At 70.2% G+C, this 14,162-nt stretch carries 9 protein-coding genes; 5 read left to right on the top strand and 4 right to left on the bottom strand.

All coding sequences use genetic code 11. The features are described 5' to 3' along the window. Position 1 precedes the first annotated feature (1 nt). The 3 genes from cobA (at position 2) to IPL40_14450 (ending at position 4,875) form a co-directional block, all read left to right on the top strand. Positions 2 to 1,330: a uroporphyrinogen-III C-methyltransferase gene (gene cobA / locus IPL40_14460; GenBank protein ID MBK8482343.1), complete on the top strand. Its 1,329-nt coding sequence runs from the start codon at positions 2 to 4 to the stop codon at positions 1,328 to 1,330. Next, on the top strand, positions 1,314 to 3,134 hold the full coding sequence (locus IPL40_14455; GenBank protein MBK8482342.1) for a nitrite/sulfite reductase: 1,821 nt from the start codon (positions 1,314 to 1,316) through the stop codon (positions 3,132 to 3,134). The genes cobA and IPL40_14455 overlap by 17 nt, the downstream gene beginning before the upstream one ends. A 670-nt stretch (positions 3,135 to 3,804) precedes the next feature. Then, entirely contained in the window at positions 3,805 to 4,875 is a 1,071-nt protein-coding gene (locus IPL40_14450) for a type IV pilus twitching motility protein PilT (GenBank protein MBK8482341.1), read from the top strand. A gap of 94 nt (positions 4,876 to 4,969) precedes the next feature. Here IPL40_14450 and IPL40_14445 read toward each other — a convergent pair whose 3' ends face one another. Next, positions 4,970 to 7,975 (bottom strand): hypothetical protein, encoded by a 3,006-nt coding sequence (locus tag IPL40_14445; protein MBK8482340.1) that lies wholly within the window; start codon positions 7,973 to 7,975, stop codon positions 4,970 to 4,972. 83 nt (positions 7,976 to 8,058) lie between these two features. Further along, on the bottom strand, positions 8,059 to 9,048 hold the full coding sequence (locus IPL40_14440; protein MBK8482339.1) for a hypothetical protein: 990 nt from the start codon (positions 9,046 to 9,048) through the stop codon (positions 8,059 to 8,061). Positions 9,049 to 9,307: 259 nt separating this feature from the next. On the opposite strand from IPL40_14440, the gene IPL40_14435 reads away from it, so the two are divergent. After that, positions 9,308 to 10,309 carry a serine/threonine protein kinase gene (locus IPL40_14435; protein ID MBK8482338.1) on the top strand — a complete coding sequence of 334 codons (1,002 nt, stop codon included), beginning with the start codon at positions 9,308 to 9,310 and terminating at the stop codon, positions 10,307 to 10,309. An 8-nt stretch (positions 10,310 to 10,317) separates the two neighbouring features. Here IPL40_14435 and IPL40_14430 read toward each other — a convergent pair whose 3' ends face one another. Beyond that, entirely contained in the window at positions 10,318 to 10,743 is a 426-nt protein-coding gene (locus tag IPL40_14430; GenBank protein ID MBK8482337.1) for a lasso peptide biosynthesis B2 protein, read from the bottom strand. 192 nt (positions 10,744 to 10,935) lie between these two features. Here IPL40_14430 and IPL40_14425 point away from each other — a divergent pair, with 192 nt between their 5' ends. After that, positions 10,936 to 11,499: a manganese efflux pump gene (locus IPL40_14425; protein MBK8482336.1), complete on the top strand. Its 564-nt coding sequence runs from the start codon at positions 10,936 to 10,938 to the stop codon at positions 11,497 to 11,499. Here IPL40_14425 and IPL40_14420 read toward each other — a convergent pair. After that, positions 11,468 to 14,140, bottom strand: coding sequence for a cation-translocating P-type ATPase (locus tag IPL40_14420; GenBank protein MBK8482335.1), 2,673 nt, complete (start codon positions 14,138 to 14,140; stop codon positions 11,468 to 11,470). The genes IPL40_14425 and IPL40_14420 overlap by 32 nt on opposite strands. Between the last annotated feature and the right edge of the window lie 22 nt (positions 14,141 to 14,162).

Here is a 14,162-nt window from a genome sequence, read left to right as displayed (position 1 = left end):
GATGACCCCACGTCCCAGCAAGGAGGGGCTGCGCTTCCTGCCGCTCTGCCTCAACACAGCAGGGCGCCACGTGCTCGTCGTCGGCAGCGGCCGCGAGGCGACCCTCAAGCACGAGATGCTGACCCACTACGGCGCCCGGGTCACGCTCTGCACGGACGGCGTCGCGCTGGCCGAGCCGAAGCCGCCGGAGCTGCGCGTGCTGGAGCAGCGCTATGACGATGCCCTGCTCGAGGGGGTCGAGCTGCTCTACGCCTGCACCAGCGACCGCGAGCTCAACCGCCGCCTTGGCCGCGCGGCCCGCGCGCGCGGGATCTTGACCAACGTCGTCGACGACCCGACGCATTGTGACTTCGTCACGCCGGCGATCTTTCGCCAGGGTGAGATGTCCGTCGCCGTGAGCTCGAACGGCCAGGACGTGGCCCGCAGCATTGCCTGGCGTAACGCGATCCGTGACCACTTCGACGCGCTCGCCGCGACGCCCGCCGCGACGCCCGCCGCGACGAGGGCGAGCGCTCCCAGCGCTCAGGGCGGCCTCGCCACCGCCAAGGTTTGGTTGGTCGGCTTTGGACCCGGCGATCCCGAGCTGCTGACCCGCAAGGCGCATCGCCTGCTCGGACAGGTCGACGTGCTCTTCTACGACGACCTCGTCGACCCCAGCGCCTTGGCGCCCTACCCCGGCCGCAAGCACTACGTCGGCAAGCGCGGCGGACATCGCGACTCGATCGCCCAGCAGACGATCAACGAGCTACTCTACCAGGCAGCCGCGCGCGGAGAACGCGTCGCTCGGGTCAAGGCCGGTGACCCCTCGGTCTTCAGCCGCGCCGGCGAAGAGCTGGCCTACCTGCGCGAGCGCGGCGTCGAGGTCGAGGTCGTGCCCGGCGTCAGCGCCGCCCACGCCGCGGCGGCGAGCAGCGGCTTCCCGCTGACGATGCGGGGGATGGCCCGGCGCGTCGAGCTGCGCACGGGACACTGCTGCGGCGAGCCCGACCTCGCGCCCCAGCGCGCCACCCTCGTCTACTACATGGCCGCCGCACGCCTGCCGCAGATCGCGAGCGAATTGGCCGCCGAGGGCTGGGCACCCAGCACCCCGGTCGCGCTCGTGGAGTGCGCGACGCGACCCGCGCAGCGCCGCCTGCGCACGACCCTCGCCGCGCTGCCGCAGACGCAGGCCGCGGCCCCACTGACCTTGATCGTCGGCGACGTCGTGGGCCTGGCGCCGCCGACGGCCTTCGACCAGGACACGCTGCGCGACGCGCGCCGCCCGAACCTCGGGGCCACCCCTTCGGCCCCGAAAGAGCCGATGAGGATCGTCGATGAAGCACACCTTTGAGCCCAAGCTCCGCACCGACCCTGCCGCGTACAACAAGGAGGAGCTGAACAAACGCCAGCATTCTGGGTTGATCGGCACGCTCGGCGAGGAGCTGCGCAGCGAAGCGCCGAACCTGAGCTGGGAGGCCGAGCAGCTCGCCAAGTCGCACGGGATCTACCTCGAGTTCAATCGCGCCAAGACCGGCAAGGAGAAGGATTGGATGTACATGCTCCGCCTCGCCAATCCCGGCGGCGGACCGATCGGCCGCGAGCAGTGGCGGCTACTGGACGAGCTCGCGGCGCGCTATACGCGCGACAGCGACGGCCATAGCTCCCTGCGCCTGACGACGCGCCAGACGATCCAGCTCCACTGGCTGAGCAAGGCTGGCGTGCTCGAGATCGTGCGCACGATGGGCGAGGCGGGGATCCGCAGCCTCAACGGCTGCGGCGACAACGTGCGCAACGTCCTCTCCTGCCCCCTCGCCCTCGGCTCCGACGTCTGCGACACGCACGCCTGGGCACGGCGCGCCGCCGACTACTTCCAGCTCCCCGTCGAGCCGCACCTCAAGGTCTTTGCGATCGACCCGCAGTACCTGCGCCAGCCTGGTGAGTCGTTTGAATACGGGCCGGGGCTGCTCAATCGAAAGTTCAAGATCGCGTTCTCGGCGCTGCATCGCGAGGGGACGAGCGGCGCCCTGCTCGCGGATAATTGCGTCGAGCTGCTGACGAATGACCTCGGCGTGGCGCCGATCGCGGCGGCGAACGGAACGGTGACGGCCTTCCAGCTCTATGTCGGCGGCGGCCAGGGCGAGCGCAACGGCAAACCGACCACGGCCACGCTCGCCCAGCCGCTGACAGTGGTGAGCGCCGGCGAGCTGCTGGCCACGCTCGACGCCGTGGTGCAGGTGCAGCAGGAGTGGGGCGACCGGCAGAACCGTCACTGGGCACGCCTCAAGTATGTCCTTCGCCAGCAGGGCATCGCCTGGTTCCGCGAGCAGGTCGGCGCGCGGCTCGGCCGCCAGCTCGTGCTCCCCGAGCCGAGCCAGGACCCCGGCGCACGCCAGTTGCACCACGGCTGGACCCGCTTGCCCGGCGATCGCGGCTGGGCCTTCGGCGCCTTCATCGAAAACGGCCGCCTGACCGACGCCAGCGCCAACGGCCGGCTGAAGACGATGGTGCGGCAGGTGATGGAGCGCTTTCCCGTCGAGCTGATGGTCACGCCCAATCAGGATCTGCTTTTTTGCGGGCTGCCCGATGGCGCACGCCCCGCGTTCGAGGCTGAGCTGCGCGCCCACGGCTATGGCGCGCGCGGCGGGCGCCCCTACTCGACCCTGCGGCGACACTCGGGCGCGTGCGTCGGCCGCGACACCTGCCGCTTGACCTACACCGACTCGGAGCGCCTGGAGCCCGAGCTGCTCGACGAGCTGGAGGCGCGCGGCTGGGGCGAGCTTGCGGAGTCGATCGGTATCACCGGCTGCGAACGGCAATGCTTCCGCCCCGCCACCAAGGCGATCGGCCTGGTGGGATCAGGCTTCAACCTCTACCAGCTCAAGCTCTTCGGCGACGAGAGCGGGCGCCATCAGGGCGGGCCGTTGATCAGCAGCGACGGCGAGCGGATGTACCTGCGCCAGATCCCGCGGACCCAGCTCGCGGACGTGATCGACGCCCTCTTCCGCCTGCACCGCGCGCAGGGCACCCCGTCCGAGGGCTTGGGGGCCTGCCTGCGACGCCACGGCCCCGACGCGATCATCGCCCAGCTGACGGCCGACCCGCTGACCGCGCCCCTGATGCAGAAGTCCTATCGCACCGACGACGTCCTGGCCTAATTGCGGGCGCGCAACAATCGCGGGCGCGCAACCTTGCGCGCGCTCAGGCGCTCGGCGTACGCTCGCGGCCCTCAGAATCCGCCCGTTCTGGCCCTCTGCCGGGAGCAACTGCGACCTCGTGGCAGCTCAAGGACAAACGTCGCTCTTCGGCGAGATCGCCATCGCAATGCGGCTGCTCACGCGAGAGCAGCTCGCGGAATGCGTCATCGCCCAGCTCCGCGGGCCAGAGCCGCGCCGACTGGGCGACATCTGCCTGGAGAAAGGGCTGCTCTCGCCGCCTCAGATCCAGCGCGTGCTGGCCTATCAGCAGCAATTGATGGCGCGCAACGCCAAGGCCGGTGCGGCAGGCGACACGGTCGCCATCGCGCCCGCGCCCGCGCCCGCGCTGGCACCCGCACCCGCGCTGGCACCCGCGCTGGCACCCGCGCCCGCACCCGCGCCGAGCGCCGAGGCACGTGCGCCTGCGGCGCCAGCGCGCCCCTCGGCCGCCGCCCCCAGCGCCAGCGCAACAGCAAGCAAGGGGCGCCCGCGATCCGCAGCGCCGGCGATCGCGCCCGTCCTGCCGGCCGAGACGCCCGACGACGCCCCCTCCCAAGGCGCAGCGGCGGCGACCGGCGCACCGGCACCACGCCCGCCCCGCCGGATCGATCAGCCGGCGCAGCTCGACCGCATGCTGCGGCGCATGGTCGAGGTCGGCGCCAGCGACCTGCACCTCGTCACGGGAATGCCGCCGCTCGGGCGAGTTCACGGCAAGATGCGTCGCCTGCTCGATCGCCCACCGCTGACCCACGCCGAGCTGCGCGAGCTGCTCTTCGAGGTGATCACGGATCGTGCCTACGAGCAGTTCTGCCGCACCAACGACACCGACTTCGCCTATGCGATCGAGGGCGTGGCGCGCTTTCGCGCCAACTACTTCGTCGACCGCAAGGGCATCGCCGCGGTCTTCCGCTTCATCCCCTTCGAGGTGCTACGCCCCGAGCAGATCGGGCTGCCGCGCAAGGCGGTCGACCTCTGCCAGCTCACCAAGGGCATGGTGCTCGTCACCGGTCCGACCGGCAGCGGCAAGTCGACGACCTTGGCCTCGTTGATCGACCAGATCAACCGCACGCGTGACGACCACATCATCACGATCGAGGATCCCGTCGAGTTCACCCACGAGAACAAGAAGTGCCTGGTCAGTCAGCGTGAGGTCGGGACGCATACCGAATCGTTTCGGAGCGCGCTGCGCGCCGCGCTGCGCGAGGACCCGGACATCGTCCTCGTCGGCGAGCTGCGCGACCTCGAGACCGTCTCGATCGCCCTCGAGACGGCAGAGACCGGTCACCTGGTGCTTGGCACGCTGCATACGACGACCGCGGCCAGCACGGTCGATCGCATCATCGATCAGTTTCCGCCGAGCCAGCAGGCGCAGATCCGCATCATGCTCGCCGGGTCATTGCGCGGCGTGATCGCCCAGGTGCTCTGCGCCAAGAGGGGCGGCGGCCGCGTCGCCGCCTACGAGGTGCTGCTCGGGACCCCGGCCATCGCCAACCTGATCCGCGAGGGCAAGACCGCGCAGATCGCGAGCATCATGCAGACCAGCCGCACGCTCGGCATGCAGTCGATGAACGACCAGCTCGTCGACCTGGTCAGGGCCCGGACGGTCGAACCCGAGGAGGCCTACCTCAAGACCTACGACCGCACGGGCCTGCTCCAGGCCTTCCAGTCGGCCGGCATCGTCTTCCAGCCCGATCAGGCATAGGGATCAGGCATAGGGAGGTCGGACCCGGCAGTGCGTCAAGCGCAGGCGGCGTCGGAGCGCTGAGCCCTCCGGGTCCGATCCACCGACTGGCGGGCTAGAAGGGGTAGCAGCTGCCGCAGTCGGAGGCACAGAGCTGGCAGCTCTCGGTCGCGTCGCATTTACCATCGCCGCAGGTGCCGGGCGTGCAGGTATTGCCCGCCACGCAGTCCGCCGGGCAGCTCGCGGCGTCCTCGATCACGCCGTCGCAGACGCAGTCGCCGCAGGTCGCCGCGCAGTCCGCGGCGCAGCCGCCGCTCTGCCGCTCGGGCAGCGAGCAGATCCCGTCGCCGCAGGGCGCCAAGGGCAGCGGCGTCGAGGACGTGGCGTCGATCGTCGCGTCGGTGCCGAGCTGCCCGCCAGTGTTCGAGCCCGAACAGAAGACGCTCCCGTCGACACGGCGAGCACAAGAGTGCAATGAGCCGAGGCCAACCTCGACCACGGAGGTGCCGAGCACGACGACCGGTACCGGCGTCGCGCTGTACGCCATCGTCGACGAATAGCCGCTCGATCCGTCGCCGAGTTGGCCGCTGCTATTGCGACCCCAACACCAGAGACTGCCGTCAGTGCGGCGCGCGCAGGCGCTTGGTCCATAGCCCGCCGCAAGCTTCGCGACCGAGCTACCCAGCGCGGTCACTTTTGTGGGGCCGAGGCGTTGGACCGTCGTGCCGTCGCCGAGCCGTCCGGACTCGTTCGAACCCCAGCACCAGGCAGTGCCGTCCGTGCGCCGAGCGCAGGTAAAGTTGAAGCCTGCGACGACCCCCGCCACCGAGGTCCCCAAGGCGGTCACCGCCATTGGGACGTATCGCGTGATCAGCGTGCCATCGCCCAGCGCGCCATTGCCGTTTGAACCCCAGCACCAGAGGCTGCCGTCCGTGCGCCGCGCGCAGGTATGACCTTCCCCAACGGCAACTTGAGCGACCGTCGTACCGAGCGCCGACACCAGGCGTACGCTCAAGGGGTCGGCACCCGGCTCCTCCGAGGCGTTTGCGCCCCAGCACCAGAGGCGACCATCCGTGCGCCGCGCACAATAACCGTCCTTCTCCACGGCAATGTCAGCCACCGTCGAACCGAGCGCGGTGATGGCTACGGGCGTGGCGCGCGTCAGTGACGTCCCATCGCCGACTTGGACTACGCCTCCACCGCTCGAGACCCCGCGGCCCCAGCACCAAAGGGTGCCATTCGCGCGCCGCGCACAACCCCGGGTGGCGCTCTCCACCAGCGCCACTGCGCCCGTGCCAAAGGCGGTCACCCGCACGGGACTCGTGCGTGACGGTGGCACCAGGTCGTCACCGAGGTAACCGGTACCCCAGCACCAGAGGCTGCCGTCCGTCCGGTTGGCGCAGGCATGCATATAGCCGACCGACAGACCGCTGTGGATGGGGAGCGCGGCGCAATCCTTCGAGCAGGTCGAGGGCGTCTCGGCCGCCGTGCACTTGCCGTCCCCGCAGCTCTCCTGTCGACAGTCCACAGGGCAGGTCGCCCTGGTCTCACTGCGACTGCAGACCCCATCGCCGCACTCACACTGCAGGCCGAGCGCGGCGTGGGGCGTGCTCGAGCCGAGGTAGAGGCCATCGCCAAGTTGCCCCGCGTTGTTGCTGCCCCAGCACCAGAGCTTGCCGTCGGTGCGGCGCGCGCAGGTCGCGTACGCCCCCGCGGCGAGCGCCGCCGTCGTGGTCTCCAGATCTGTGACCTGCACGGGAAGCGCGCCCCCGAAGTTTCTGCCCCAGCACCAGACGGTGCCGTCCGCTTTGCGAGCGCAGGCATGATTCACCCCCGCCACCACGTCGATGACGCTCGTGCCGAGCGCGGTGACGAGCACGGGATTGGATCCCCCAGAGCCCGAACCGATGCCCAGCGCGCCCATGAAGTGGGACCCGGACGCCCAGAGCGTCCCGTCCTTACGCCGCACGAAAGTCCCAAAGTACCCCAAGGCCATCCCGGCAGCAGTCGTGCCGTGGGCCGTGATCTGGGTCGGCAGCAGACGCCGGACGGTCGTCCCGTCGCCGAGCCGGCCGTAGTAGTTATTGCCCCAGCACCATAGGGTGCCGTCCGCCAGCCGCGCGCAGGTACCAGCACTGCCGGCAATGAGCTCGACCGCCGCCGTCCCCAGAGCCTGCACGCGCTTGGCGACCGAGGACCTGCTGGTCGAACCGTCGCCAAGCTGACCGTTGCTATTAGCGCCCCAACAGTAGACTGCGCCGTCCGTGCGGCGCACACAACCGTGGTAGGAGCCGACCACGAGTTCCTCAACAGCGGACCCGTCAAGGCCAACGACGCGGACGGGGCTAAAGCGGAAGCTCAGCGATCCGTCGCCGAGCTCGCCATTGGCTCCTGCGCCCCAACACCAAACGCTACCGTCGCTGCGGCGGGCGCAGGAATGAAAGTGACCGAGGGCGACGTCGATGGCGCCGGTCAACGAGGCTCCGCCCGGGCCCACCAGGACAGGGCTTGCGACCGGAGCGCTAGGGGCCACGTCGCCCCGGCCCAGCTGTCCGTTTGAATTGTCGCCCCAGCACCAGACGGTAGAGTCCGTACGGGTCGCGCAGGAATGCGCCCAGCCCAGCGAGAACTTGCCGATGCAGCAGCTCTGGCCGGGCTCGCAGGTGGCGAAGCTGGGGCAGCGGCGCGGGGTGGTGTCGCCGATGTTGAGGCCGAGCAGGGCCTGGTTGCTGGCACTGCCGATCGGGAAGACCGAGGCGCCGGCGACCGACTGCGGCGTCAGCTCGGGCCGGCCCCAGTCCGAGGCCCATTTGCAGTTCTGCGTGTACCAGGGGAGACCTTGAGGTCGATGGCGATGCCGTTGAGGGGTGCCCTTCGAGGCCAGGTCGGGATAGGTCCGGTAGCCCGTCTCGCCCTGGTTCAGCTCATTGGCGCTGAAGCTCTGGCCGCCCGTCAGGTTGGCGCGGTTGTAGGGGCTGACGGCCACGCCGCTGCGGCTCGTCGCCGTCTTCAGCGCCACGGCGGCCAGGTAGTCGGCCTCCTTCTTGGTCGAGGTGCCCGCGTGGACATCGCGCGGGTTGAGGTTCCAGGCGTAGTCGAGCGCGTAGCCCGAAACCGGCACCGTGCCCTGCTTGCTCTCGACGATCGAGGCCAGGTGCGCGTTGAGGAACTGGAAGTGCTTATCCCAGACGTTGCCGCCCCAGGTCAGGCTCGACAGGTAGACCGGTCGCGGGAGTTGGTGCCCGCCTTCACCGCGTAGCCGCTGATGCCATCGGCCACCCGGCCCTTGCCGCAGCGGTAGACGGCCTTGTGCTGCGTCTCATCCCAGCTCTGGATGCACATATAGCGGAAGTAGGTCGTGAAGGTCGGGATCTTGCCCGCCGCGTCCAGCGCCTGCACCTCGGGGCCGCTGACCGGATGGAGCAGGAAGGGCCGGTAGGCCTTGTCCGCGCACGCCAGCGCGATGGCGCTGAAGACCTCGTAGGTCACCGTCTGGTCCACGCCCCCCGCCGGGTTGAAGCTGCCGTTGGCGTCCAGGTCCTCGTCGATCGCCACCGTCAGCGGCGCGCAGCTCGTGCCGCAGGGCGGGCTCGCGCAGCAGCCTCGCGCACGCGCTCGAACTGGCTCTTGAGGCACCAACCAGCGCGGCAGCACCACGTTGGCGCTCTGCCCCGCCACCGTCAGCGGCCCCAGCCGCGTCGCCGGGCAGAGCACCTCGGCCTGGTTGAAGGTGTACTTCGAGAGGTCCGTCAGCGTCGTCGAGGGGATGCGCAGGTCGCCGACGTTGAGCGCGTTCATCGCGTTCATCGCGTTCATCGCGTTCATCGCGTTCATCGCGTTGAGCGCGTTCATCGCGTTCATCGCGTTGAGCGCGTTCATCGAATTCATCGAATTCATCGCGTTCATCGCGTTCATCGCGTTCATCGCGTTCATCGCGTTCATCGCGTTCATCGCGTTCATCGCGTTCATCGCGTTCATCGCGTTCATCGCGTTCATCGCGTTCATCGCGTTGCTGCTCGCCGCCTGCGACCGCACCGCCGGCGGCGGCGTCAGGCTGCTGTCATCCGCCAGCGTCTCGCAGCCCGCCAGCCCCACCAACCCCACCAACGCACCCAGCACCCCAAATGCCCCCAGCCGCCCCACCTTCAGCTCCCGTGTCCATCCACCAACCGAGCCGAAGTGACGCGCTGACATGAGGCACCCCCTGCGTTATAGGCCGTGCCTTAGGTGTACTTTGTCTTTCTCATTCCTGCAAGGCAGAAAACCAGCACCTGTTCTCCACTTCGACAAACGCCTGTCTTTACATACTTCTCAGCGCGCACTTTGCCCTGCCGAGCTGCCGCCGCCCCCAGGCGCATGCGAGCAAGGGTTGACGCGGCGCGGGGGGCGGCTGCCGGAAAGGCCTTCGATCTTGTCGATTGACCTGCCGGGCTCCGCGCACGATGGTGCGCGCATGAGTTACGAAGGCGAGCTCGAAGAGCATCCACTGGCGGGCCACTTCAACCGCTTGACGCCCGACCAGGTCAGCCACGCTGTCGAGGTCGGGGGCGCGCGCTGCACCGGGCGCTTTTTCGCGCTCAACAGCTACGAGAACCGCGTCTATCAGATCGAGCTCGAGGACGAGAGCAGCGTCGTCGCGAAGTTCTACCGCCCCGGGCGCTGGAGCCGCGCCGCCATCGCCGACGAGCACCGCTTTCTCGCCGAGCTGGCCGAGCTGGAGATCCCGGTCGTCTCCCCGCTGCCGCTCGGCGACGGGCAAACGATTGGCGAGGTCGACGGCATTCTCTATGCGATCTATCCGCGCCTGCGCGGTCGCGCCCCGCAAGAGCTCGACGACGAGCAGCTCGCGATCCTGGGTCGGCTGCTCGGCCGCCTGCACAACGCGGGGGCCGCGGGCACCGCGAGCGCGCGCCGGCCGCTCAATCCGCAGACCTACGGTAGAGAGAACCTCGCGCTGCTGCTCGAGCGCGACCTCATCGATCCCGAGGCGCGCGCCGTCTATGCCGCCACCGTCGAGGCGCTGCTGACCCGCATCGAGCCGCTCTTCGCCGGTGTGCCGACGCACCGCCTCCACGGCGACTGCCATCTCGGCAATCTGCTCTGGGCGCCGAGCGGGCCGACCTTCCTCGATTTCGATGATCTCTGCCTCGGTCCGGCCGCCCAGGATGTCTGGCTCCTGGTCCCGAGCTTCGACGACGACGGTGTGCGCCAACGCGAGCTCTTGCTCGAGGGCTATCGCCAGTTTCGCCCCTTCGACCGCCAGTGGCTGCGCCTGGTCGAACCGCTGCGCGCCCTGCGCTTCATCCACTACAGCACCTGGATCGCCCGCCGCTGGCAGGATCCGACCTTCCAGCGCACCTTCAGCCATTTCGGCACGGTCCAGTACTGGCAGCGCGAAATCCAGGACCTCCGCGAGCAGATCGCCCGCATCGACAGCACCGCCGGCTGGGGCTGAACGTTTCTCTAGGCGGAAGACGGCGCTGAAGGTCGGCGCCGCGGAGCCAGCACGAGCGGCAGTGGCTCATAGCGCTCGGGCTGCGCCTGGTCGCCGACGAGCACGCGCTCGCCGTCCACGACCCAGGCGTGGGCCGCCAGGCCGGCGCGCGAGCCATCGCGCGCCACGCCGATACGAAGCTCGGCGGCGACGCCGGCGCGCCGCAGCAGGCGCTGGGCCACGAGCGCGCGCGCCAGGCAACTCGACGCGCCCGGCAGCGCGCGCGCCGCGCGGTCGACCGCCCGCACGATCGCCGCCACCCGATCGCCACCGACCGAGGCCGACGCCAAGGGCCCGGCCCGACGACCTGCCGCGGCGCGTCCGAAGCGCAGCACGACGCCCAGCGGCGCCCCCTCGCAGCAGCAGGCGAACGAGCCCCAAGAGCAGCATCGCACGTAGCAGGGAGGCGCGGTCGGCGGCGCTCAGCGTCAGCCAGCGCCGCAGCCGCCGCCCGTACATCGCGTTGCGCGCCCGATGGCGATGACCCGACGACGATAGGGTGTTCATCGACCAGCAAGGTACCAGAGTGACCGCCACCTGCGAATCGCCCGCCCTGCCCCCGCCCGAGCGATGGTAGGCTGCGGCGCATGTCGCCCTTCGTCCTGCTGGCGATCGCGATTGGCCTGGCGATGGACGCCTTCGCGGTCGCCCTCGCCGTCGGTCTCAGCCTCGAGCGCGTGACCCCCGGTCATACCTTTCGCCTCGCCTGGCACTTCGGCCTGTTTCAGTTCCTGATGCCCATCGTCGGCTGGCTGGTCGGCCTGACCGTGCAGCGCTCCTGGGCCGCCTTCGATCATTGGGTCGTCTTTGGCCTGCTCTCCGCGCTGGGCGGCAAGATGATCGTCGAAGCCCTGCGCACGCGCGACGCGAGCAGCCGCCGGGCCGACCCCACGCGCGGCTGGTCGCTGGTCGGCCTCTCGCTCGCGACCAGCCTCGACGCGCTGGCCGTCGGGCTCTCGCTGGCCCTCCTCGGAACGCGGATCTGGTATCCGGCGCTCGTGATCGGCCTCACCGCGGGCGCGCTCACGGCGCTCGGCCTGCAGCTTGGCCGGCCGCTCGGCGCGCTCTTCGGTCGCCGCGTCGAGGTCCTGGGCGGCGCCGTGCTGGTCGCCATCGGCGTCAAGACGCTCCTCGATCATCTGGGGCGTTAGAGCGCCGACCTTGGGGCCGCGCCCCACGCGCCGACACGCTGAGCCAGCCGCCCCAGCGCTGGCTGAGCTTCAGCAGCTCGAACCATAGGACGCAGGTCAGACCGCCCCCCAGCGCCAGCGCGAGGTCGGGCAGGTGGATCGGCGCGAAGTGAAAGAGCCGACGCGCGCCCGGCAGCAGCAGCACCACCGCTAGCAGGACCGTCGTGCCGCCGACGACCCACCACAGCGCGGCGTTGGGCTGCCGCAGCGTCGCCGCGATCGTCCGCGACCACGAGCGATTGGTGAGGATGATCATCAAGGAGGCGACGACGAGGCTGGCGAAGGTCAGCGCGCGCGCCGCGTCGGTGGAGTGGTGGCGCCTGGCCCAGACGAAGACCGCCAGACAGACCACCAGGACGCTCAGGCCTTGTAGCACGCTGACGCCAATGGTCCGCCAGGAGAAGAGGCGCTCGCGCGGACTGCGCGGCGGACGCCGCATCACGTCGGGCTCGGCCTCCTCGGCCTCGTAGACCAAGGAGCACGAGGGATCGATCACCAGCTCGAGGAAGACGATGTGCACCGGCAGCAACAAGAGCGGCCAGTCGCCCAACAGCACGGGAATCATCGAGAGGCCGGCAATCGGCACATGGACGGCGAGGATGAAGGCCACCGCCTTCCGAATGTTGTCGAAGATCCGCCGGCCGAGGCGCACGGCGGCCACGATCGAGGAGAAGTCGTCGTCGAGCAACACGAGCGCCGCGGCCTCGCGCGCGACGTCCGTGCCGCGCGCCCCCATCGCGATGCCGATATGGGCGGCCTTGAGCGCGGGCGCATCGTTGACGCCATCCCCCGTCATCGCCACCACCTCGCCCGCGGCCTTGAGCGCGTTGACGATGCGCAGCTTCTGCGCCGGCACCACCCGGGCAAAGACCTCCACCTGGCCCACCCTCCGCGCCAGGTCCTCGTCGCTGAGGGCATCGAGCGCCTCGCCGGTCATGACCCTCGCGGCGTCGCCGAGGCCCGCCTGGCGCGCGATACTGAGCGCCGTGACGGGATAGTCGCCGGTGATCATCACGACGCGGATCCCCGCGGCGTGGCACTCGCTGACCGCGGCAGGCACTGTCGACCGCAGGGGATCGGCGAAGCCGAGCAGCCCGACCAGCGTCAGGCCGAGCTGCTCAGGCTGCTCGGGCAGCGCCCGCGTCGGCGCCGCACCACAGGCGACCGCCAGCACCCGCAACCCCTCCCCGGCGAGGCGCGCGACCTCCTGCTCGAACGCGACGCGCCGCTCCGGCGTCAGCGCACACATCGCCGCCACCGTCTCCGGCGCACCCTTGACCGCGATCGCAGCCTCCGCCCCAGCGAGCGGATCCCAGGCGTGCGTGACCGCCAAGCGCTCCGCCGTCAGCGGGAACTCGCGCAAGAGCCGCCACTCCGGATGCAGGTGCTCCGTGTTGCGCAGCAGCCGCTCTCCGGCGCCTTGCAGCGCGCGCTCCATCGGATCGAAGGGATCGCGTTTGCTGGCGAGGATCGCGCTCTCGAGCAGAGCGTGCAGCGCCTCAGGCAGGGCCGTCTCGCTGCCGTCGAGGGTCAGGGCGCAGCCCTCGGCGCTCAGGGTTCGCAGCGCCATCTGATTGACCGTCAGCGTCCCGGTCTTGTCGACGCAGAGCACCGTCGCAGCGCCCAGCGTCTCGACCGCCGGCATGCGGCGCGTCAGCACCTGGCTGCGCGAAATGCGCCAGGCGCCGAGCGCCAGGAAGACTGTCAGGACGACCGGGAACTCCTCGGGCAGGGTCGCCATCGCCATCGCGATGCCCGCCAGCAGCCCCTCCTTCCAGGCCAGCGCCGCGCCGCCGCGGGTCAGCGCGTAAACCACGACCACCAGCGCACAGAGCGACAGCCCGACGAGGGCCAGCGTGCGGACCAGGCGCGCCGTCTCGCGCTGCAAGCGCGTCGGCGCGACCTGCACCTGCTGCAGCGCCCGACCGATTTTCCCCAGCTCGGTACCACCCGCCGTCGTCAGGACCTCGGCGAGCGCCTGCCCGCTGGTGACCAGCGTGCCCGAGTAGACGGAGGGCAAATCGTCGCCGCCGGGGCGGTCGAGCGCAATCGCCGCCGCGGCCGCGACCTTTCGCACCGGCAGCGACTCGCCGGTTAGGAGGGACTCGTCGACGGCCAAGTGGAGCGCGCTGCGCAGGATCGCATCGGCGGGCACGCGGTCGCCTTCGGCCAGCAAGATCACATCGCCGGGCACCACCTCGCGACCGGGAATCCGCCGCTGTAGCCCACCGCGGATGACCAATGCGCGCGGGCTCGAGAGATCGCGCAGCGCCTCGAGCGCGCGCTCCGTGCGCCGCTCCTGAACGATCGTGATGCTCATGACGACGATCACGAAGCTGAGGAGCATCAGCGCGTCCGCCGGCTCGCCCATCACCAAATAGAGCACCCCCGCGGCCACGAGCATCAGGAACATCGGCTCGCGCACGACCTCGAAGGCGAGAGCCCAGAGCCCGCGCCGATGCTGCACTGGCAGCTCATTGGCGCCGACCTCGATCAGGCGGCGTGCGGCCTCCTCCTCGCTCAGGCCGGGCCAGGCCCGATCCTCCCCCGATGCCCTCGGACCCTTCGCCAATGGCGCTGCAGCCCCTGTCGCCCTGGTCATAGGTCCCCCTCCTCAGGCGCCG

Source organism: Pseudomonadota bacterium, from assembly GCA_016711215.1.
In the GTDB taxonomy this organism is placed as follows: Bacteria; Myxococcota_A; Polyangia.
This window is presented reverse-complemented; position numbering and strand designations above follow the sequence as displayed.